At 30.4% G+C, this 23,926-nt stretch carries 23 protein-coding genes; 3 read left to right on the top strand and 20 right to left on the bottom strand.

The window, feature by feature from the left end; translation table 11 throughout:
• Nucleotide 1: 1 nt before the first annotated feature.
• The 19 genes from HYG85_RS11640 to HYG85_RS11550 form a co-directional block, all read right to left on the bottom strand.
• Nucleotides 2-829 carry a CPBP family intramembrane glutamic endopeptidase gene (locus HYG85_RS11640; RefSeq protein ID WP_212693560.1) on the bottom strand — a complete coding sequence of 276 codons (828 nt, stop codon included), beginning with the start codon at nt 827-829 and terminating at the stop codon, nt 2-4.
• A 94-nt stretch (nt 830-923) separates the two neighbouring features.
• Nucleotides 924-1,628, bottom strand: coding sequence for an N-acetylmuramoyl-L-alanine amidase CwlD (gene cwlD, locus HYG85_RS11635; protein WP_113673112.1), 705 nt, complete (start codon nt 1,626-1,628; stop codon nt 924-926).
• Nucleotides 1,629-1,702: 74 nt separating this feature from the next.
• The gene (locus HYG85_RS11630; RefSeq protein WP_212693559.1) at nt 1,703-3,409 is read right to left on the bottom strand and encodes a glycosyl hydrolase family 18 protein; all 1,707 of its coding nucleotides are present in this window, start codon (nt 3,407-3,409) and stop codon (nt 1,703-1,705) included.
• 362 nt (nt 3,410-3,771) lie between these two features.
• A complete protein-coding gene (locus HYG85_RS11625; RefSeq protein WP_113673110.1) occupies nt 3,772-4,293 on the bottom strand; it encodes a DUF5317 domain-containing protein in 522 nt (173 codons plus the stop codon).
• A 9-nt stretch (nt 4,294-4,302) separates the two neighbouring features.
• Nucleotides 4,303-5,556, bottom strand: coding sequence for an HD-GYP domain-containing protein (locus tag HYG85_RS11620; RefSeq protein WP_212693558.1), 1,254 nt, complete (start codon nt 5,554-5,556; stop codon nt 4,303-4,305).
• Between the two features lie 249 nt (nt 5,557-5,805).
• Nucleotides 5,806-6,432, bottom strand: a complete 627-nt coding sequence (locus tag HYG85_RS11615; RefSeq protein ID WP_212693557.1) for a hypothetical protein — start codon at nt 6,430-6,432, stop codon at nt 5,806-5,808.
• A gap of 190 nt (nt 6,433-6,622) precedes the next feature.
• The gene (locus HYG85_RS11610) at nt 6,623-7,474 is read right to left on the bottom strand and encodes a hypothetical protein (RefSeq protein WP_212693556.1); all 852 of its coding nucleotides are present in this window, start codon (nt 7,472-7,474) and stop codon (nt 6,623-6,625) included.
• A 1-nt stretch (nt 7,475) separates the two neighbouring features.
• A complete protein-coding gene (locus tag HYG85_RS11605; protein WP_212693555.1) occupies nt 7,476-8,270 on the bottom strand; it encodes a PP2C family protein-serine/threonine phosphatase in 795 nt (264 codons plus the stop codon).
• 51 nt (nt 8,271-8,321) lie between these two features.
• Complete coding sequence (locus HYG85_RS11600) at nt 8,322-9,932, bottom strand: DUF6382 domain-containing protein (RefSeq protein WP_212693554.1); 1,611 nt, start codon at nt 9,930-9,932, stop codon at nt 8,322-8,324.
• A gap of 35 nt (nt 9,933-9,967) precedes the next feature.
• Nucleotides 9,968-10,153 carry a Flp1 family type IVb pilin gene (locus tag HYG85_RS11595; protein ID WP_212693553.1) on the bottom strand — a complete coding sequence of 62 codons (186 nt, stop codon included), beginning with the start codon at nt 10,151-10,153 and terminating at the stop codon, nt 9,968-9,970.
• A 46-nt stretch (nt 10,154-10,199) separates the two neighbouring features.
• Nucleotides 10,200-11,696, bottom strand: a complete 1,497-nt coding sequence (locus HYG85_RS11590) for a type II secretion system F family protein (protein WP_212693552.1) — start codon at nt 11,694-11,696, stop codon at nt 10,200-10,202.
• A gap of 3 nt (nt 11,697-11,699) precedes the next feature.
• Nucleotides 11,700-12,467 carry a type II secretion system F family protein gene (locus tag HYG85_RS11585; RefSeq protein WP_212693551.1) on the bottom strand — a complete coding sequence of 256 codons (768 nt, stop codon included), beginning with the start codon at nt 12,465-12,467 and terminating at the stop codon, nt 11,700-11,702.
• The gene (locus HYG85_RS11580; RefSeq protein WP_212693550.1) at nt 12,464-13,699 is read right to left on the bottom strand and encodes a CpaF family protein; all 1,236 of its coding nucleotides are present in this window, start codon (nt 13,697-13,699) and stop codon (nt 12,464-12,466) included. The genes HYG85_RS11585 and HYG85_RS11580 overlap by 4 nt, the downstream gene beginning before the upstream one ends.
• On the bottom strand, nt 13,700-14,806 hold the full coding sequence (locus HYG85_RS11575; protein WP_212693549.1) for an AAA family ATPase: 1,107 nt from the start codon (nt 14,804-14,806) through the stop codon (nt 13,700-13,702).
• Between the two features lie 39 nt (nt 14,807-14,845).
• Nucleotides 14,846-15,379 carry an A24 family peptidase gene (locus tag HYG85_RS11570; RefSeq protein ID WP_212693548.1) on the bottom strand — a complete coding sequence of 178 codons (534 nt, stop codon included), beginning with the start codon at nt 15,377-15,379 and terminating at the stop codon, nt 14,846-14,848.
• Nucleotides 15,380-15,799: 420 nt separating this feature from the next.
• A complete protein-coding gene (locus HYG85_RS24780; RefSeq protein WP_193774510.1) occupies nt 15,800-16,000 on the bottom strand; it encodes a pro-sigmaK processing inhibitor BofA family protein in 201 nt (66 codons plus the stop codon).
• Nucleotides 16,001-16,221: 221 nt separating this feature from the next.
• A complete protein-coding gene (locus HYG85_RS11560; protein ID WP_212693547.1) occupies nt 16,222-16,473 on the bottom strand; it encodes a YaaL family protein in 252 nt (83 codons plus the stop codon).
• 162 nt (nt 16,474-16,635) lie between these two features.
• The gene (locus HYG85_RS11555) at nt 16,636-17,319 is read right to left on the bottom strand and encodes a response regulator transcription factor (RefSeq protein ID WP_113673095.1); all 684 of its coding nucleotides are present in this window, start codon (nt 17,317-17,319) and stop codon (nt 16,636-16,638) included.
• Nucleotides 17,320-17,412: 93 nt separating this feature from the next.
• Entirely contained in the window at nt 17,413-18,918 is a 1,506-nt protein-coding gene (locus HYG85_RS11550) for a sensor histidine kinase (RefSeq protein WP_212693546.1), read from the bottom strand.
• A 234-nt stretch (nt 18,919-19,152) separates the two neighbouring features.
• On the opposite strand from HYG85_RS11550, the gene HYG85_RS11545 reads away from it, so the two are divergent.
• The 3 genes from HYG85_RS11545 (at nt 19,153) to HYG85_RS11535 (ending at nt 22,478) form a co-directional block, all read left to right on the top strand.
• Nucleotides 19,153-20,607, top strand: a complete 1,455-nt coding sequence (locus tag HYG85_RS11545; protein ID WP_212693545.1) for an ABC transporter substrate-binding protein — start codon at nt 19,153-19,155, stop codon at nt 20,605-20,607.
• 67 nt (nt 20,608-20,674) lie between these two features.
• Nucleotides 20,675-21,619, top strand: a complete 945-nt coding sequence (locus HYG85_RS11540; protein WP_212693544.1) for a carbohydrate ABC transporter permease — start codon at nt 20,675-20,677, stop codon at nt 21,617-21,619.
• 19 nt (nt 21,620-21,638) lie between these two features.
• Nucleotides 21,639-22,478: a carbohydrate ABC transporter permease gene (locus tag HYG85_RS11535; RefSeq protein ID WP_330408017.1), complete on the top strand. Its 840-nt coding sequence runs from the start codon at nt 21,639-21,641 to the stop codon at nt 22,476-22,478.
• Nucleotides 22,479-22,568: 90 nt separating this feature from the next.
• On the opposite strand, the gene dnaB is transcribed toward HYG85_RS11535, so the two are convergent.
• Nucleotides 22,569-23,906: a replicative DNA helicase gene (dnaB, locus tag HYG85_RS11530; protein WP_113673091.1), complete on the bottom strand. Its 1,338-nt coding sequence runs from the start codon at nt 23,904-23,906 to the stop codon at nt 22,569-22,571.
• Nucleotides 23,907-23,926 lie beyond the last annotated feature (20 nt).

Here is a 23,926-nt window from a genome sequence, read left to right as displayed (position 1 = left end):
GTCAATCAATGAACTCTATTACATCGGTTTCTTTCTTTTCACTCATCATATATATTATCCTTAACCCAATTATTGTCAGCAAAACTCCAGTCCCAATAAACGTTAATAAATAGTTATATCCTATAGCTTTCCCTTGCACATTTGAAATAATCGTACTCAAGGAATTAATCACAATATGCAGTATAATAGAACTATATAGACTGCCTGTCCAAATAACTACATAACCTAAAATGATACCTATCAAAAATGCATATGTACCCTGTACTAAATTCATATGACCTATACCAAAAAATAAAGCTTGTATCATTACTGCTCCAAAAACACCGAATCCGTTTCTCAATTTATTTAACACAATTCCTCTGTATAATAATTCCTCGAAAATAGGAGCTAATATTCCTACACTAATTAGAGTAATATAAAAATTATTGCTGGAGATACTTGCCATCAATTCTTCGTATTCAGGAACCAGCTCATTTATATTTATCAAAGTCAGAATTCCATCTATAGCTATATTAATACCTATGCCACATACTACACATATAACTATAGTCTTTAATGGTAATTTTTTATTAAGGTTAGTTTCATTAATAAAATCATTGTTGCTTATTAGATATATCAATAGAATAACAGCGAAGGTAACAACCCAAGCAATTATAGTAATTAATAACGAATGCTTAGCAAAAAAACCATATAAATCTTCTTTCCCAGTTCCATACATATTAAGCTTTACAGTAAAATAAATACCTGCAACTACAACTGCTAATACCTGTATCAACTTGGAGATCACCACGTATATCACACTATTCCCGAAAGCTTTCAATCTGTTCATATTTGCACCCCTTAATATCTAATTAAAGGGCTGTCTTAAAATACATGATAAGGCACCTGATTACCATAGATGTGTTTTAAGACAGCCCTAAAATTTATTTCTCTTCTAAAAATTTCATAATTCCAATGTAGATAGCCCATGCAATTTTATCTTGGTATATATCAGTCATCAATAATTCTGCCTCTGAATAGTTGGATAAAAAACCACATTCTACTATAACACCTGGTATATTAGTTTGCTTTAATATAAAATACGAATTACTATCTTTTACTTGTCGATTATTTTCATTGTCTACAAAAGTTTTTATTTCTTGCTGTATGTACTGAGCTAATTTTTTACCATCATCAGATGAAGCATAGTAAAAAACTTGTGCTCCTTTATATTTTTCTTGAGAAAAGCTATTTTGATGTATACTAACTAGTATATCTCCTCCACTAGTATTAATTATTTCTTTTCGTTTGTTCATATCTTCTCTTTTTTTATTATTGCTTGACTCATTATATAGACCGCCATCATCTTCACGTGTCATAACAACGTGTACTTTACTATATTCCAAGTATTCTTTTAATTTTATTGCAATTGATATGTTAATATCTTTTTCTAATTCACCATTGACCCCTACTTTTCCAGGGTCAAACCCTCCGTGTCCTGCATCCACCACAACAACATATTTATCTTCAACACTAGAAAAAACATTAATCACTCTATTGGCATATAATATAGTTGCTACTAAAAATATTAATATAATCAAAGACACTACCCACATTAGGACATGAGTTTTTTTAATAATTATTATCATATATCCACCAAGCATTTTTTTATAAATATATTAATTAAGACATACTTATTATGCATATATGATTTATTTTCTATCTATTTCTTCAAATAATCATGTAAGACATCCCATATTTCATTTTTTTCCAATCCTATTTTCCATCCTGCAACACCAGCTAAATCATTCTCAATTACCAGCTTGACCTTTTCTTCTATGGAACGTTCCTCTTCTAGCCAAATCTTATATACTTTATTATCTTTAGCATAATCACCGTAGAATTGTTTTACTTCATCATTCCATACTATTTCTGCATCATTATCATCAAGTATTTTTTTAGCCCTATCCATACTGTATGCTTTAGAAGATACATTAATCAAACCATCCACTTCTTCTTCTGTCCATAAACGAGTATAATATGGTAATCCTAGAATAACTTTTTCTTTCCTGACTTCTTTCAGGGTATCTAGGATACCTCTCTCAACAAAACCTATTGAGGCTACAGAACCACTTTCAGGTGATGTTGACCAGTGTTCATCGTAACCCATGATGATAACGTAATCAACAACCTTGCCTACTTCCGTTCTATTATAATGAGCTGTCCAAGCTGAAGGTACATAGGTATCTACAGATACGACTACATCTTGAGCCTTAAGATAAGGTGTTAATTCTCTTATGAATTGTACAAAATATATTCCGTCTTCTTTTGCAACGTTTTCAAAGTCTATATTGATACCGTCTAAATTATATATAGACGTTAATGCCAATATTTGTTTTATGACTTTTTCTCTTTTTTCAGTACTGCTTAATACATCATGAGTAATCTTTTTGTCAAATTTATTGCTGAATAGTGCCCATACCTGATATCCTTTTGATTTTGCATATTGTACGTATTCACTACTAGCGATATTGCTAATATCTCCGTCTGAATTCTTAATTGAAAACCAAGTCGGTGATATGACATCAAGACCTTTAACGTCTTCTAATACTTTTTTGATTGAGCTGTTAGCAGCCGTTCTTGTCACTTGGTGCCAAGCGATATTAATAAGACCATCAACATTCTTTTTATCGTTATACTGTGGATCGTCTTCTTGTTTTGCTATTTTTGGATATATGTCTTTTATTACCCCTAAATCAGTTCTTTTCATATAACCTAATAACCCACTTTCACTTCTAACTTTTACCCATCCATCATATTGTTCATATACTCTTAGTTCATCATTAATGGATAGCTTTTCTACAACTTTACTTTTTTCGTTTGTGTCTATTCTTATGTAGGATTTTTTCTTGACAACATTGGATGTTTTATATTTATTACTTAGATAGTCGAATACAAGTATCTTAAGGTCTTTGTTTAGTTCGAATTCTATATCAGAGAATTCTAAGATAAAGTCCATAGGTATGTATGCCATGTCTGTTTCAAATGTCATTATGGGCATGTCTAATTCTAATGGTTCACTGTTCACAAAATATGTAAGATCGTCATTTTTCATTCTGATTACTTTATTGCTAGTTGTATAAGTTAATGTTTTTTCTTTTTCATCCCAATGATAATAAGGATCTATATATTTATTAACTAAATCCACTGGCAGGTAGAGTTTTTCTTCTACCAATTTGGGTGTGTAGTTTATTTCTACATTTTCATCTTCAATTATAACTGATAGTTTCCCTTTTTGATAGTTTGGTAATATTTCCCTCATGTTTGCTTGTTCAAAATTAGGCAGCATATCAATTATGTAATGATAAGCAAAAAATCCCCCTAGTAGCAAAAGTAAAGAAATCATTACAATTTTCATTGCTTTTTTCATTATTTATCACTCCTTGAAGGTATTATATCACAAACTTCTCGTTCATTTAACAGTTGTCGACAAAATAAATTGTTAACAAATTGTGACTAGGAATGATAGGAGTTTACTTTATTAAATTTTGTTTTTTTCACTGATGGCTACGTTGTGTTATATAGTTAAGTTTTACTTGCCTTACTCCAAAGGAACGGTCTGCGTAAAACTTAACTATATAACACTTTGTGGGTAGTGTGTGGTTTGTGTGGGAGATGTGTAAATTAGAATATAAAATATAGATTGTGAATATATAGAAGAATTTAATTTTAAGTACATTAAAAAACCACTTAAGTATTGGTGGATTAGATTGTGACAAGGGTAGAAGAATTTTATGATTTGGTTTTGGTTTTGAGCATTGCGTGTTGGATTAGGAGAAAGATTCCTATTAGGATGAATATGTCGCCAATACTAATGATTTTGGGTAGGGGATAGGGTTTAAGTATTGGGATTATGTCAGATAGTATGTATGCTTTGGTTGTATTAGTGGCTAGTACGTGTCCCATATCAAAAGATGCGTTGGCACCTTGTGGTAGATATACGGGCATTTGTCCGTTATTTAATGCTATAGGGATTAGATTAAGAATTGTACCTATGGATAATAGGTTCATAGATAATAATCTATGGTTTATTACAAGTGGTATTAATAGTATTATGTATGATGATATATGCATTATGTAGAAAGCTGTTGTGTTGATATTTATTGTGTTTCCTAGGCGAATCGCTATTATTTGGAGTAGTTGACTTGCAATGATTAAATACCATGCTTTGATTTCTATATTTTCAAAGTTGATTAATCGTCCTTTTCTGATGTATGCAACTATAATAGATAAAACAATGCCTTCGATTATCATATGGTCTCCTTATTCATACATAACTTTAATAAATTGATCAACCAAAAGAGGATTGAACTGAGTACCTTTGTTTACTTTCAATTCATCTAGAGCTTCTAGTGAAGCCATGGCTCTTTTATATGGTCTATCTGTTGTCATTGCGTCAAAGCTGTCAGCTATAGCTAAGATAGCTGATTCTATAGGAATATCAGCACCTTTTAGGGCATCTGGATAGCCTGTTCCATCATATTTTTCATGATGATGTCTGATAATGTTTGATATCTCTTTTAATGAATCTACATTACTAAGTATTCTTGCTCCCATGACAGGATGTTCTTTTATGATATCGTACTCTTCTTTTGTTAGTTTGCCTTTTTTATTGAGAATAAAATCGGGTATTCCTATTTTTCCGATGTCGTGAAGAAGCGCGGCTGTTCTAATCATTTCTACTTCTTTTTTCTTCATACCTGATGCTTTTGCAAGTTTCACAGCATATTCTTGGACACGTGTTGCATGTCCTCCTGTGTAAGCATCTTTTACTTCCAAAGCGTCATTCAATGCATGTATAGTTTCCATTGCCATTGATTGGGATTCAAAATATAATTTAAATGAATATCTTGCTACTAATAGAGGGGCGAAAAATAGAACAACTACACCTTTGCCGTATCTCATATCAGCAAGAGCCATTATTATGCCTAGAGCACCAATTCCCAATAAGCTAGGAACAATACCTTTTAAGTTGTTTACAAATGTTTCTAATATATTTTTTCCATGCATAAGATTTATCATAATCGCTACCAAGAATGAATTCAGAATTTCACATATCAATATTATTATAAGTACCACTGGAACTAATTCAGATAAAGTATTAAGAGTTCCTTTTGTATATCCAAGCACACCATATAATATTTCCCCGGCAATACCAATAACAACTACTACTTGAGAAATATTAAACATCGTTCTTGAAATCTGTGTATTAAAAATATGCCTTCTCTCTCCTTCAATTACAGGCATTCGGAAAATGAATCCTATACCAGCAACTATTGCACCAGTAGTGGGACCACATATGATCATAGCTGTTACAGTAACTGCAAGCCCAACAGAAACAGCTACTCCAGAAGGAAAAGATATTAAAAAAGTTTCAGTTACAGTAGCCAATAGTCCCCAAAAGAGTATATCTTCCGCTGGTCCTATTTCATACTTGTTATAAAGGAAATATAAAACAGCTACAGCTAATATACTCATAAAGATAATATACATCAGCATACCCTTTTTATTCTTCATTCTTATACCCCCATATATATAAAAAGTCGACTAACCAATCATATATATTCTACCAAACGCTAATCCAAGCACCTGCTGATAAAACTAATGATAATAAGCTAACTAAAGCTACAATAATTTTTTTCATTGAATATAGCCTCCTTGTTTTTCATCTCTGCTAATCCGCTATGTAGCAGGCTATATTCCTCTCCGCTAATCTCTATAAACTGAAAAAACTATAATAATTTTAGATTAGTCGACCTCTTATAACTAAAGTGTCAGCTGTAAAATGTGCCTATTTATTGAATCCATAGTAGCTCTTGCAAGAGCTTCATTGGCATCATTACCAATCTTGGCTGAACCTGTATAGATTTCTTCTCTTCCTTTTAACTGGGATGAGATACTAACAACCATAACTTCTACGTTAGATAGAGTTACCCTTCTGGCATCTTCAAATACAAATACATCATCTACCTGACAAAATTTCTCAACTGCTCTTAAAACCGTATTACCAAGTATTCTATTAATGTTACTTAATGTATTTATACCAGACATACTGCTTTCATACGCTTGTCCACATTTTTCCAATACTACTCTTACTTCAACGTTAGAACCATTGTTATTATATTCTATACTCTTAATCTTTAGTCTTGGATCAGACTCCTGTTGTACTGTATCACCTTTTATTTGGGCGATACTTACTTTTTTATAATCAATGGATATGTCAAACTCAGATATAAGAATTGCTTCTATGTCTCTTAAGATTTGCTTAGGATTCCTTCTTAAATTAGATACTATATGAATCTCTTCAATATTTTCATTCTCGTCAATAACTACTTTACAACCTTGAACCGATCTAATTTTCTTTAGATAGTTTTCCATCTTCTCGATATTCATTATGATATTAGCCCCCTCTCCAATCATTTAATGAATCTCTTTAAATTATATAGTATAAACCTAATAATTTCAATAAATATAAGATTTTTTAGGATAAATATACCATTATGAAATTATTGCAAGCTTATTGATTATGCTTATTGATTTATATAATTTATTGATTAATTCCTTTTTTAGTTCTTCATAAAGTCTAAATATCAAACATTTTAGATATTATCCTTAATATATCTCCTTCATCTATATCTTCAATATTTACACCATTATCTAGTACATCCTCTATAGATATCTTATCAACTTTATTGTAATCTTCAATGTAATTGATTGATGAAATCTTGAAATCATTGTTTTCTATGATTAATTCTATTTTCTTTACATAGTTTTTGTTGTCCAAATATGTATTAATATTAATAGTGTATTCATCATTTTTAAAAGTATCTAATAATTTTTTATTAGTATCCTTATATTTTTCTTCATGGGTTATTATCTCATAAATATCTGTACTAGTTATATTGATGCTTAATTTATTAGTCATTATCTTTTTACTAAGGCTATTGATTGTTATTGGTCTCTTTCCTTCATTAGTTATACTATTATGTACATAATCCAACGTTTGTTCAACCTTACTCATATCCAATTTGCTGTCTATTTCTTCATTGGGCAAGTTATAATAATAGCTGTTTTTTTCTACTAATGGATCAATAACAATTTTATAATTAAATTTATAGATTTTACCTAACTCTTTTTCTATTCTAAGGTTATCTTCTTTTACATCAATACTCAATTTAATTCTATTATCAGAGTTTCTTATAACACCCTCATATAAAAAAGAAATAGCATCTATAATTGTATCATCTTCCTTATTTTGAATACTTATTTCTCCAATTATATTATAATCATCATTAACTAATTTATCTATGCCTTCACATAATTTTTGTACAGATGATTTACCTATATCACTTACTGAAACATTGACAATAATTATTAGGAAAATAAATATACCACCAATAGCTATTAGTGGTATCCTTTTAAAATCAACTTTCATATCATTTCCTCCAAAAATACTTTTTGTAATTTAAAAGAATTATAGATGCATTATCTCCTGCTCCATTCTTCAAAACAACATCCTTTATATCGTTGACAATTGATTGTAAGCCTATGTTGTTTTTTAGTCGTTCAATTACTATCTTATCCATTACTTCTTTTGATATAAAATTATAAACTCCATCACTGCATAACATGAACATGCTCATTCTATCTGTATAACCAATCTTAGTGAATGGGTTAATATGTTTTCTTAGACCAATACATTGGGTTAATATATTTTTATTAGCATCAAAATACACACTATCTCTTGATAGTTGCCCTTGTCTTACTTGTGCTGCAACAAGGGAATGATCTTTGCTAATTTGTTCTAAGGAGTAAGTATCTTTTTTATATATTCTACTATCTCCAATATGGGTAATTACATACTTATCCCCATACACGAATAAAACGGTTAAAGTTGTCCCCATTTTTTTATCTTTATCCTTAGAATCGTATATTGTCCTGTTGATATTTGTAAAACAATTCAACAAACTTATTTTGACCTCAAGAAAAATATTATCGGATTCAATCATGATTTTCTCCAAATCCTTATCCCACCAATTAGTAAGCTCACAAATTGCAATTGTACTGGCAACCTCTCCTAATGAATGTCCTCCCATGCCATCAGCAATAACAAATAACCCGAATTCCATAGAATTGACTTGTCCTATCTTAATCAATATCCTATCTTGGTTCACTTCTTTAACTAATCCGCATTCACTTATTACCCCATATTCAAACTTCTTTTTAATCAATTTTATTATCCTTCCCTATAAAACCGTTGTGACTATAATTCTCTTATTAAATCAATTGATTTCAAAAGTATATTCGCAATTGGAAATTGCAACGTGAGTTCCATCATGTAATTGATATTTCTTGTTGCTAATCAGCCTTTCTTCATCTAGATATGTACCATTCTTAGAATTCAGGTCAATAATATAATATTGTCCATCCTCTTTAATAATCTTACAATGAATTCTACTTACTGAGCTATTTTCAATTATATGATCTACTTGACTATCCAACTTTCCAATTATAAAAGGATTACTGGATATGATTACCTTATTAACTATATCTCCATCTTTACTTAATAGATATGGTTCAGCCTCAATATTCAATTTTTGTTTATAATCCTCTAATAATATAGTATCTTCAGTTGAATAATCAGTACTTCCTTGTTTTATAACCATCTTCTGTCTAACATTATTACATTTTTCTTCTGTGGCATTATCAATTTCCCTTTTAGATTTTTTCTCTTCAAGGACAGGCTCTTCAAAAAGCTTAGCTCTATTCTTATATTCAACATTAAAAGAATTGACAGATGGTTCATTATAGACTTTTTTCTTATTCATGTTTATAGAATTATTCTTACCTTCTTTATTCTTCATATAATCATATGCCTTTTTTGAACTATAAAGATTCACTGCAAGTAACATACCAATGCATGCTAATAATGAAGCCATTTCTATTTCACCGGTTACATCAGAATGTAATATCCTGGATTTTAACATAATCAAAAATATTAGTACTGTCAGAATCTGAATACAGCCAATAATTATAAAATGCATATAATTCTTTTTATGAGTCGTTGATTTCCTATTATCATTCTTTTTATTTTGTTTTGGGTTAATCTCACTCTTGGTAATCTTATTATTAGCTGTCATTTCTATTTTTTTGTTATGTGGGACTCTATTATTTTCTGGTTTATGGCTTTTTGATTCTTCTGCTTTTTGTCTTTCCCTATTCTGTTCAATCAGCTTGGAAATAATAAAGTTATCTTCTGCATTGGATTTATTTTCACGATTACTGATCTTATGATCTTGTTCTATTTTAATCTTATTATCAGGCTGAACTTGGGGACTGGTTGAACTATTAATTATATTTTCTATAGTATTTATATTGAAATCATGTTGCTTACATGCTGTTATTAATCTATGAATAATCATTACTGCATTTACATCTTCTTGACTAACTTTATCAAAAAAGAATTCAATAATATTTTTTGTATCCTCAAGAATATCCCTATGGCAGTTATCAAAAGGTGTATATACATAACAAGGTAAAAAACCATTGGGATTAATATAAATCATATCCGGCTGCAATAATATTTTATTAGAATTCAGATAATATTTTTCACAGTCTTTAATAATTCCTATTAGATTAGCAAAAAAATTGTTCAAATCACTAGAAGTCAACTTTTTCCTTTCTAGTACTTCTGTTAATTTTTGCTTAGATGTAATATTGTAGTATAGCTTTTTTTCTGTGTTAAGTGTTCTTATGTTAAGGTCCAGAAAGGAATCAATAGAATTCCTCTCCAACATCTCAACTTCATAATCTTCTATATGGATATCATCATCTGCTTTTATTACCAGATAACTGTTTATAGCGTCTCTTTCATATGTAATATTAGTATTCATCAATTACATCCTTTCATCATGTGTAAAATTCAAGATTATGACTCTGGATCATATACTCCTTTAGCATCCCCAGTTATCTTTTCAAGAATATTTTCTACCAACTCAGTTATTTTATCTTTAAATATAACTGCTAAACCTACTAATACTATGATAATAAGCGCTATCTCAACAACTCCCATACCATCTTCTTCTTTCCAAAATCTTTTTAAAGTATCTAACATAGATTTATCCTCCTAATATTTTATTTATATGTTTTTCTATAGTAATTTACACTCCAAGAGACATGAACGCTGGCATCATTACAATAATAATAATGATGATGAACATGATACCCATAGGAATAAGCAGCTTGGAACTAGCTTTTTCACCAGCTTTTTTAGCTACATTTTTTCTTACATCCCATGCCTCATTGGCTTGATTTTGAAGTGCCATTACTAATGTATCATTACCTTTTCTTATATTTTGAACAATAACTGTAGTGAATCTCATCATTTCTGGTATCTTGCATCTCTTACCAAAATCTTCATAAGCTTTCACCTCAGATAGTCCATTATTAATTTCTTGAAGAGTTTCCAACATCTCTTCATACAAGAATAGCTTACCAGCTCTGCCTGTTGTAATATCCTCGTAGTAATCCTTAGATATCTTATTCCATGAACGACTTAAAGTCATTCCTGCATTCAACAAGAGAGTAAGTTTTATTACAAACTCCGGAAAGCATTTCCTGATTTCTAAATTTCTGTCTTCAACTTTTTTCTTGACTTCATAATCCTTTAATAACACTAATAGAATAATTACTATCAAACCAAATATTAAGAACTTCAAACTATCATTGCCATCTGATTTTAATAACCAGCTTATTTTTCCCTTATGCCCTTTTATGGTGGTAGGTAAAATAACTTCATCATCAGATCTATTCAATAGATTATCAGTTGACAACTCCTCTTTTATGGCTTTTTCAATCAACTCTAGCTTTTCAGCTTTTGTCAGTGTCTTTGGATATACTTTCAGATCTATTATCTTATCAATGCTTTCCCCTGCATATGTCAGTTTTGCAGTAATATTTGTTTCATTACCCTTATCTGTAATATTGTTATAATCTAACTCACCATTCTTTTCTATGTATGGACAATCAATAGTCCATTTAATCTTGATATTTTTACCAGGAAACCACTTGACTAGATTCAATTTTTTATCTATGACTTTTAGATTGAGGTTATCTCCTAGTATATAATCAGGCAGTTCATCAGCGGCTTCTTTTAATATATTTCTTGCTTTTTCCTTATCTGGATTTTCCTCTGGAACTAATACTGTTATATCCTTAACATCTTTTTTCCCATCAATCTCTATCTGTGCTTGTAAATCATAGGATACATTTCCCTTACCTAATGAAGGTTTTTTTATGGTATTATTCATAAGGCTGCTGCTATCATTACCCTGAAAACTCATTATCAATGTTATGAATAAAACACCAATAAGGGACATTATTGCAAGAGATATTTTTTCTCCTTGATGCATTCTAAGTCGAAAGTCATATTCCCTCTTACCGTAGATTAGATATATATTATCTCTAACGTTTTTATTAGCTTTCAATTTTTTACCAAAAACTTTATCTAATATGAATAGAGATGTAGGAATTAATTCCTTTAGTTTATATTCCTTCTTATCAATGCATTCCATCTCTTCTTTATACATATTTTTAGTTAGGAAAAAAACTGCAAATAACCCTATAAGTATAATAAAGCTTATTATTCCAACTACCATAAGCTACACCTCTATATCCGTCATTTTTTTACCTACTCTATAACTAACAGCAAATAAGATAAGGCAGACAGTCATTAATATTCTCCCTGTAAGAGTAGAATACATAACATCCAAATACCCTGGCGAGGACATTTGAAGATAGATGATGATTCCTGGAACCAATAGACTAAGTATCCTCTGTTCAAATTGTTTACTTGATACTAGTACTTCTATCTCGTTTTGTATTTCAATCTTTTCACTTATTACGTTAGAAGTATATCTTATTATGCTGATAATATTACCACCTGTTCTTTTTGCTGTGATGAATACATTGGAGAAATTAGTAATATCATCAATTGATGCTCTAGAAGCAAAATCCTGTATAGCATCTTCTATGGTTTCATTCATTTCAATCTTTCTAACTATATATTCAAATTCTAAGATAATATATGTATCTGTTTCAGGATATAATATCCTCAAATCACTTAGAACAGATTTGAAGGCACTTTCTATAGACTTTCCTGCTCCTAAAGAAGAAGATAATGCATAAATAGCCTCTTTAAATTGAAGCCTTAATTCCTTCTTCCTTTTCTTAATTAACTGAGGCTTCTTATATTTAGGATATAGTAATCCTATAAAAGAAAGTATTACCGCAATAATATGATTGTTATAAAATAACATACAGAGTAGATAAACTCCTGCCATAGCTATTGCCGAATATTTAACTCTTTCAAGGATATTCATATGATACTCATCATAATTAATCAGCTCATTATTAGTCTTATCACTCATATCTCTTCTCCAACTTCTACTCCTGCCATAATAAATTTATCTCTATGTATTAATTTATTACCAGTTCTAATAAGTTTCCCTTCAACTCTGGAATTGCTCTCATTGTTTTTACCGGATTCGTGAAATTCATATAGTGGATTAAGTATTATATTGCCCTTCTCATATCCTTTAATTTCAGTTATTTCAAGAACCCTTCTTGATTTATCCCTAAGCCTTCCTAGATGTATCATTATATCTATAGCAGAAGCTATCTGCTGTCTAATAGCCTCAAGTGGCATATTTGCACCAGTTAGAATCATCGTCTCCAATCTGCTTAACATATCTTTTGTAGAATTGGCATGTCCTGTTGATAAGGACCCATCATGTCCAGTATTCATGGCTTGTAACATATCCAGTGCTTCTTCACCTCTGACTTCACCAACAACTATTCTATCTGGACGCATTCTCAATGAAGATTTAATCAGATCTCTAATGCTGATCTTCCCTTTACCCTGGACATTTTCATTCCTGGTTTCCAATCTAACAAGATTATCAACTGATCTGATCTGCAACTCAGCTGAATCTTCAATAGTAATAATTCTCTCATCTCTAGGTATAAAATTAGATAGTACATTAAGAAATGTTGTCTTACCAGAACCTGTTCCACCGCAAATGAAGATATTATATCTTGCTTTCACCATCTTATCCAAGATATCTGCTACTTCTTTTGATAGACTTCCCCACTGTATCAACTCTTCTATGCTAATTGGCTTATCGGGGAATTTTCTTATAGTTACTATTGGACCATTTAATGCTATTGGAGGTAAAACAATATTTATTCTTGAACCATCTGAAAGTCTTGCATCTACAATAGGAGAGGATTCGTTGACTATTCTATTAACCTTAGCTACAATCTGTTGAATGACATCTTCTAATTTGACAGTACTTTCGAAACACCCATCAATCTTCTTGATTCTTCCTTTTCGTTCTATGAATATATCATCTTTCCCATTTATCATGATTTCTGTGACAGATTTATCTTCTAGAAGAGGCTGCAATACATCAAGTCTCCTGATGGAATTAAAAAGTTTATCCCCTAATTCATATCTTTTTGTTATACTGACATACTCTTCTCTAGATTTCTCTTTTATTACTTCGTCGATTATATCTTTAATATCTTCATCAGTAGGGTCTTTCGTCAAATCTATTCTATTTCTAACTACATCCTTTAAATTATCCAAATCTGCTGTCAACTATTTCCCCTCACTTTTAATATCTTTAGTTACATAATCACTTAATACTCTACCAAAACAACTATCCAGATTAATATTGCTTATCTCACCTATATCAATTAATAAATTATTATCATAAGGGATGTATATCTGTACTTCCTTATCCATCATGGATACCCCTTCTAACACTTCATTATCTTTTTTAGTGTTATTAATGATTATCCGTACATTAGCATTTACATCTTCTATATCCATCTTTTTTAAGCTATTATACATATGATTCAGTTTCGTTAAAGCCATCTTATCTATATTAGTCAATAACAGTACCTCTTCACATGCTTGAAGTAATTTCAAATTTTTCTCACTGAGATTAGAATCAAAATCTAATACTATCCTTTCATAATTCGAATTATTCCTTATATAATCTATTAACTCTATCCATTCATTAATGGAGACTTCATGAATGTCTTTGTAACAATATGGTGGTGAAAAATAGTCCATACCTGAATCATTATCAGTATTTTTCAATCCTTCAATCTTCATCATGAGATTTTTATTTTTTTGCTTGATGTAATATAATAAATCAGAGAGATTATTAGTATTATTACATTCCAATATGGTCTTGTAGGAAGCCATTTCTTCCAAGCTTAAAAATAAGGTTTTAAAACCATTTATGGCATATTGCTTAGCCAGACCAACTGATACAGTTGTCTTGCCACTTCCCCCTATAGGAGAATAAACACCTATTACTTTTGTTCCAACGGTATTTTTCTTGACTATTATTTCATCCTTGCTGTTTTTTGAAAAAATACTTATGAGTTCTCTTGCGACAACATCTCCTGGTTGATATTTATTGATGTAAGGATATGTAAGCAGACTCTCTGGAACTCTATCAGGTGTATTGATTATTGTCACCTGTATATTTGACAAATCAATGTCTTCTGTCATTAGTTTTGGAGATATCAATAAAATATCTGCTTTTGCTGTCTCCAGATATTTAGTAAGCAACTCCTTCTCTGTAAAAGAAATAACATTATATTCTGTTTCATGCCATGAAGATAGAAATCTTGATATTGCATTTAAATAACCTTTGTCATAATCTGCTATAATAATATTTAATCTAATCATATCATCCTCACTCCAAGTATAATTTGGTACTCTCCACTATTAACCAAGTATCTTAAGCTCAAAAAGCATTTGATATATGGTACCTGCTCCTATTGCATATGATAATCTTATTACATGACTTTTATCTTCTTTATTGAGCTGGTCATATATTCCAACCTGTCTATTGATAATAATGTTACGTATAAAATTGAAAAAATGTTTTAATCTGATTATAAGATTTCTTTCTATTAGCATTTTCATCAGTGCCATGAATCCAGCAGCTATAAGCATATACACAGATGATTTCATCAAGAACTCTAATCCTAATAGTCCACCTATGACTCCTATCAATTTAATATCACCAGCACCTAACATTCTAAGGATAAACAACACAAATAAGACTAGTATAGGTAATGATAATCCCATTAACCAATTAACTAATCCTGTAACGCCTAACTCAACACAATTGACAATAAGTCCAGCGGCTGCAAAGAATAGGATAACCGAATTTTTAACTGAATAACTTTTTGTGTCCGTATATATTACGAAAATCAATAATATACAAACTAGAACGTACTTCATTATAGGAATCATATTATTGTTCCTTTCTTGCAAATAAACTATTATTAAATTTTATTATAAAATGATATTTGTAACTGAATCCACGACAATCATACAGAAATTAACTATTTATATATTGAATATATAACTAAATTATTAATCTAATTTACTTTTAAGATATAATAGATGTGTTAAAATAAAATTAATTAAAATTAAATATATTTTCCCCTCAAAACATCCCCTTAATACATATTATATGAAATTTATAGAGAAATGTAAAGATATTTTTGGTATTTACGTATATTTTGTTGAATTTTGTTATATTTTTATCTATTCATAATTAATTACTTTAGTTTCTTATTCTTATTAATATGAATAATGATAAACATATTAAATAAAGGTAATAAAAAAGCCACATATGATATTTTAACTTAATCATAGTGACTATAATTATTATAAAAACTTATCAACCAATGCCAGGGAATATAATAACAGAAATCCAGGGACTCCTAAAATGCCTACTACAAAACCATTTACTATATTCAACCCAACAAATAGTCCTAAGCCTTTTAGTATAAAATTGAAGCCATATATTGCACCTAAGCCGATGCAGCCTCTTATTAAAACTAATAATACTTTCTTAACTGGTTTCATAAGCATTGAAAACAATATAATAATTAAACATAAAACAAAAATCCATATAATTAATTGATTGTTTTCCTTCTACCCCCTTTACCAAATGAATATCTATTAATTTTATCCGTGGTATCTTACATATATTGAGTAAACAAGTTATCATTTATTATATTATATGTTGTCTATACCTATATATTCTTATTTTAATAAAAAAATGTACTATATTCATTACACAAGAATCATCGTATTTTAGCAATGATATTCATTTGTTTAGCTTGGTTTATCAGGTACTCATATTTTAATTGCATAGCTTTAACCTCATATATGCAGCTATCGATTAATTCTGGGTCAGTAACTACATCAAAATTACTATAGGCAGTATCCAAAGCTCTTTTAGTAATCTCAATATTTTTAAGTAAAACTTCTTCTTCATTCAACTCACTAGCATTTTCATTTTGCATAGCTAAATTTACATTATTTATAAAACTCATATTCTATACCTCTTAAAAATTTATTTTATTATATAGTATAGTCATAAATTAACTATTTATTCTTTTTTTGGAAAAAACAGTAAATGAAAATTTGTAAAATATAGAATTGTTGCTTAATGAATAATTAAAATGAATTGAACTATTTGATAAAATTTTGTTTAACTATATATTATTCAGCACTGTAAAGATATTTAATTTATTAATTATGTTGATAACTTCCTTTGTATCTTTTGATTTGAACTTTCTTAGTATACTTCTTATTTGAGATTTGACTGTTGATTCTTCAACAAACCTTATATCGCAGATCTCACTTCTTGATTTGCCCTCACATAACAACTTGAGAGTTTCTAACTCAGTACTTGTAAGTGTAGAAACTATATTAATGTAAAAAAGCAAACTTTCTTCATTACCTTTTATTCTTTTAAATTCACCACGTAATTTTTTAGCGATATTGGGTCTAATAGGAGAAGAATCTCTATAGGCATCTTTTACAGCAGAAAGAATTACATCTGCTTTTGCATCCTTTAAAACATAATCAACTACACCTGCTTGAAAAGCACTGAAAATAAGTTCGTCTTCTTCATAAACTGTAAGCATAATAATTTTTATATTAGGAAAATGCAATAATATTTCATGAGTAGCCTTAATACCTGCAGTATGGGTTTCCATATGAATATCCATCAAAATAACATCCGGCTTGTGTAAAGAAGTTTTTAAGATCGCTTCATATCCATTTTGGGCTGTATGTATTTCAATTATTTCTGGATCTTTTTTCAAAATGTTATTAATTCGTTTACATACTGAAGGAATATCATCTACAATTAATACTTTAATACCCTGCTCCATCTATTTTCCTCCTCTAAAATTAATCATGTAAATGATTATAATTTAATTGTAAATCAAATGAATTAAAATTATGGGTTGAATTTTTTTCAACCTTTACATAATCAGTGGTAACATAATCTTTATGGTGGTACCTTTGTTTTTAGAACTCTCTACAACAGTATTGCCATTATGGATATCAATAATCTGTTTTACATATGAAAGTCCTATACCCCAATTATTATCCCCTGTCTTTGTTGTATAGAATGCCTCAAAGATCTTGCTTTGTATTTCTTTTTCCATTCCAATACCATTATCATGAACTGATATTATTACCCAATCATTAATAACTTCTGTTAGGATATTTATAATTCCACTAGCATCATCACCAGCTTCAATAGCTTCTATGGCATTCTTAATCATTACATTCAAGCACTCTCCAATATGTTCTTCATCAATGAATGCTCTTGGATTCAAACTGGTCAGTTTGTAATTCAGTAATATGTCATTTGGCATACTAGCAACCTGATTATTAACAAAGTCATCAATAAAATCATTGATATAAGCGGGCTCAAGAATAATGCTTTGACTCTGGATACGTTTATGCATTTCATTCAATCGCTCTATGGTCTGCTTTGATATATTATTGATAGTATTTGCAGTTTCTAATAAATCAGTATTATCCTTTAATTCATCAATCAATATCTCGCTCTCAAATTGTATAGCCAACAATTGATTCTTTAAGGAATGACTTAATGCCCTGATACCAAAATTATTCTTCTTCAAAATCTTATGTTTACTATGATGCTCTGAACTATATACTTTCTTCAAGGACTTATATTTCAGTGTGGCAAAGAGCATAATAGTGAAACAGAAAACACTTAGATATGGATAGATATAATAAATAAAAGAAGGTATCATTTTAGGTTGTTCATATATCAAATAAGTGGTTCTTTGATATATACTCACCAATATTGCTGGAGCCCATGAAAAAGTGATTAAATGAAAAGTAATGATGCAAAGTAACCCTACTAGATTAAAGAAATAGTATTCTCTTATAATAGGAAGGTTCTTTCTTCTTAGAAATTCCATAATCAAAAATATCAATGGTATGATTAACATAAGCAAATTATAAACCTTGGTAAATGAGTAAAATGATTTATACAAGGAATTGAATGCATCATAACCAAGAATGTTTAGACTCAAAGTAATCTTATAAAGTTCTCTATAAATCTCTGGATCATACAATATTAATTGAACAACCAATAGAATACATGGAATATATGAAGCTAATCTAGGTTTCCTATATCCATAGATAAAATAGATCATGTATAAATACATACATGCAACAAATAATAATGTACCAATATTAATGAATCTTATCACATTGATTATGTTGACTTCAGAATAGACTAAATCATTCCATACACCAAAAGGAACATAGAAGAAATACTTGACTATCACATATGATAAGTTCAATTTGGCTAGATATTGCAATAATCCCAATAAAGACATACTCCATCCTATAATACTACCTATCAGAAAATATGATGTAATGTTCAAAGGGTTCTTGGCAAACACGAAAATAGCAAAAACCAAAAATAATACGGTTATATATAACATGTCTTCACCTACGATTTCAAAATGGAAAATTAATGGACAAGGGCTGATAAAACATCAACTTTACATATGATACAAAATATATCATTATATTACTACAAGGTAGCATCGCTTGTAAAGATGATAATTTTGTAATTAGTTAGAAAAGATTATATACATAAAAAAATTATTCTCAGTTATAAATCATCTTTAAAAGCACAAGACTAAAAATATATAAATCATATGGGAGGAACAGAAATGAAAAAAATACTTTCAATTTTATTAGTAGCAATGATGATTGTCACATTAGCTGGTTGTGGTTCTAAAAACTCAGAGAACAATGAAAAACCAGGTGATAAAGATTCCACTAACACTGATAAGAAAATAACTTTAAAAGTTATGGATTGGAGTGACAGCTCAAAAGCTCAAAAAGAAGCATTTTTTGAAGAATATAAAAAGAATAATCCTAATATTAATATTGAATATACTTGCCTTACAATGGATCAGTATAAAAACACTATTTTATCAGCAATCAACTCTGGAGATGCTCCTGATCTATTCCCACTTCCAGGTGGCATGGATTTAGGTTCCGTTGTAAAAGAGGGTTGGTTCCAACCATTAGAAGGTCTAGTAAGTGATAATTTCAAAGATACATTTGTAGATGGGGTATTTAAAGAAGGCGTTAACGTAATAGATGGAAAAGTATATTCCATTCCAGAAGTACTTCAATTACCTAATTCAATCATATTCTACAATAAAGATTTGTTCAAAGAAGCTGGTTTAGATCCAGAACAACCTCCAAAAACTTTCTCTGAATTAAGAGAATATGCTAAGAAAATCACTGAAGCAGGTAATGGCGAATTCTATGGAATAATTGAAGGTGGACAACAAGTAAACAGATGGAAAACAGCTGCTCATGACTTTTCTGCTCTAGGTGGTAGCGGAATGTCAGAATTCTCACCTGTCAGCTTATTGACTGGCGAATCAAGCTATGCTGATAAAGCTATGGTAGAGACTTTTGAATTATTTAAAGGTATGGCTGAAGATGGAAGTTATCATCCAAGTACAATGAGCATAAGAGCTCCTGAAGCTAGAGCGTTATTTGGTGCAGGAGAAGCTGGTTTTATCATTCAAGGTGTTTGGTGTATTGGTGTTTGGAATGCTAACAACCCTGATTTGGATCTAGGTATTGCATCACAAGTAATTTCTGATAATGGTAGACAAGGTTCAGTCGCAATGGCTACAGCAAATGCATGGATGGGTATATCAGCTACATCTGAACATCCAGAAGAAGCAGCAAAATTATTAGAAGCACTATATTCCAAAGATTATAACTATCAAAAAGATTGTGTTTCAGATGGAGTATTCTTCTCTCTTGTTAAAGGTGTCAATGATGAGTATTTAACAAACCCATTATTAAAAGATTATTATGAGGCTGCAACATCAACAGCAACAGTAGCTCCAAATCCAAAAACTGAAAACCCTGCAACATCACAATTCTTCTTACAATATAACGATGTAAGCCCAGCGGTTGGAGATTTATTACAAGGTACAGTAGCAGGAGCAATCAGCGATATAGAAGGTAGTCTAAAAGTATTAGCAGAAAAAGTTAATAAAGAATTTGATAGAGCATTAAAAGCAGCTAACGAAAAAGGAGCCAATATTACTAAGGATGACTTCAAATTTGATTGGGACCCAATGACTAATTATTAATTAATGCTTATAAAATGCTGCGACCTAATAGTTGCAGCATTTATATTATCAAAAAGGAGAGAACATAATGCAGCAAGTAGATAGTAGGAAAAATATATTTTCTATTAAAGATAAAAAAAATGTAAAATGGTGTTGGATATTCATGCTTCCAACTATAATATTATATCTCATATTCACTGCATGGCCAATATTTTCAAGTTTCTATTACGCCACTATGAATTGGTCAGGATTAAGTGTAACCAAAGAATTTGTTGGATTAAAAAACTTCATTGAAGTAGCCAAAGACCCTTATTTTTGGTCTGCCTACTGGAATAGTTTCAAATTCATGTTTGGTGTTGTTCCAATTCATCTAGTAATTGGATTATTATTGGCTGTTGTTTTAAATAATAAACTATTAAAATTTGCAAAAGTATACCGTACATTGTTCTTTTTACCAGTTGTAACAACCGCATCTATTGTAGGTATCATCATGATTTTTATCTTAGGTGCAGATGGTCCTGTTAACTCATTATTAATGTCCATAGGTTTAATAAAGAACCCAATCAACTGGTTAGGTGACCCAAAATACGCTATGGGTTCCGTTATTCTTATATCTGGATGGAAAAATCTTGGTATAAATATGATTTACTGGCTGGCTGCCTTACAAAGTATACCATCAGAATTATATGAAGCTGCTAAAGTAGATGGATGTAACTCCAGACAAATATTCAGACATATTACTTTCCCATTAATTATACCTATTGGAGCAGTTATTGCTTTACTTAACATAGTAGGTTCCCTAAAAGTATTTGATATAGTCAAAACAATGACTAATGGTGGTCCTTTCTTTTCTACAGACGTTGTATCCACTTATATCTATAGATATGCGTTCTCAAGTGAAATGGGTCTTCCAAGAATCGGATATGCTTCAGCAGCAGGTATTTTCTTTGGAATAACAATAATTATTGTAGGTTTTACTGCAAACTATTTCAAAAAGAAAATCAAACAAAAAAGCTCATTAACACAAAACTAATAACTGGTGGTGAATAAAATTGAAACGAACTAAAATAAAAAACAAAAAAATAGGTTTAACACATTTAATATTGATATTGGTTTCTTTTGTATGGATTTATCCTTTTATCTGGATGGTAAGTGCATCTTTCAAGACACAAGATGAAATATTTTCACAAGGATTGAACCTGATACCAAAAAACTTTAATTTTGATAATTTCATTAGAGCATGGAATAACGCTAATTTTGAAGCCTACTTCCTTAACTCTATCATTGTAACAGTTAGTACTGTTTTATTAGTATTGATACTAAGTGCCATGATGGGATATGTAATGGGACGATATGAATTCAAGGGTAAGAAAGCAGTTTTACTCATCTTTCTAGCAAGCATGGTTATCCCTCTTGGATTCACTATTATACCAATATACCAAGCCATCAAAGCTTTAGGTCTTATGAACACAAGATTAGGTCTAATATTAGCTGAGTCAGGAGGCTCCCACATAATATTCATTCTACTTTTTGCTGGATTCTTCAAAGAAATACCAAAAGAATTAGAAGAAGCAGCTATTATGGATGGATGTGGATTCCTTAGGATCTTTATTAATATTATGCTTCCTTTATCTAAACCAATTATTGGTAGTGTAGTAATTATGCAGTTTATCTGGACATGGAATTCATTCTTATTACCACTTGTTTTAACATTAAGTAAAGAAGGACTTCGTACATTAGCGGTAGGTCTTTATGCTTTTAAAGGTGAATATGTTGTAGATTGGACTGGTATAGCTGCCGGAGGTACTATTTCATTGATACCAATAATAATAGTCTTCGTAGTATTACAAAAATATTTTGTAGAAGGAATAGCTGGTTCAATAAAAGGATAGATAATCCTATAGATATATTAAAATTACAATGATTAGTACAACAGACAAAAAAGCTGTAGATGATAAATATCTACAACTTTTTATTTATAATTAGTAATTTTTATTTTCCATACTAGCAAACTTAGTGTATTGTCCCATCCATACCAGATGAATAGTTCCAGTTGGGCCATTACGTTGTTTAGCTATTATCAATTCACCTTGATTCTTAGCTTCTGATTCAGGATTATAGTATTCATCTCTATACAAGAACATAACTACGTCAGCATCCTGCTCAATAGCTCCTGACTCTCTTAAATCCGATAACATAGGTCTATGGTCAGCTCTAGATTCACAAGCACGGCTTAGCTGGGATAATGCTACAACAGGTGCTTCCATTTCCCTGGCAAGGGCTTTTAACGAACGTGATATTTCAGATATCTCCTGTTGTCTTGATTCTGTTTTACCATTACCACTCATTAGCTGTAGATAGTCAATCAGTATTAGATCAAGTCCTTTTTCCAGTTTTAATTTTCTACATTTAGCTTTCATCTCTGAAACAGTAATACCTGGCGTATCATCTATGTATATTGGAGCATTAGATAGAACACTTGAACCACTTGCTATTTTTGCCCAGTCTTCATCTTCCAAATCGCCAGTTCTAACCTTTTGTGCATCCACCATAGCTTCAGAACATAATAGACGATTGACAAGCTGTTCTTTTGACATCTCCAGGCTAAATATAGCTGTTGCAGCATTTTCTTTAATGGCTGCGTGTTGTGCCATATTAAGGGCAATAGCAGTTTTTCCCATAGAAGGTCTTGCAGCAATCAAAACCAAATCTGAAGGCTGTAATCCAGCGGTTTTATAATCAAGATCAATAAATCCGGTAGGTATACCTGTGACCTTACCTTGATTTTTATGTATAGTCTCTATTTTATTTAGAGTAGGCACCACTAAATCTTTAATAGAAGAAAACTCTTCTGTACGTCTATCTTGCATAATATTGAAGATTTTTTCTTCTGCACCATTAAGAACATCTTCTAATTTATTTTTCCCATCATAGCTTTCATCAATTATCTCTCTGCTGGTTTTAATTAATTTTCTAAGAACAGCCTTCTCCTTAACAATCTGAGCATAATTCTTGATATGAGCAGATGTTGGAACAGCTACAGCTAATTTAGATAAATAATTAATTCCACCTATCTGATCTAGAACACCTTCATCTTTTAATTTGTTTTCAAGTGTAACCAAGTCAACTGCTTTATTTTTATTATATAAATCAATAATCGCTTCAAAAATCACTTTTAGATCAGGTTGATAAAAATCATCAGGCATCAAGGATTCTGAACCTGTAGCTATTGCTTCTCTATCCAGTATCATTGAACCAATAACCGATTGCTCAGCCTCTAAGCTATATGGTGGTAATCCTTTTATTTCTGCGTCCACCACAATCCCCTCCAAACTATTAG

This window comes from Vallitalea guaymasensis (assembly GCF_018141425.1).
Taxonomy (GTDB): domain Bacteria; phylum Bacillota; class Clostridia; order Lachnospirales; family Vallitaleaceae; genus Vallitalea; species Vallitalea guaymasensis.
This window is presented reverse-complemented; position numbering and strand designations above follow the sequence as displayed.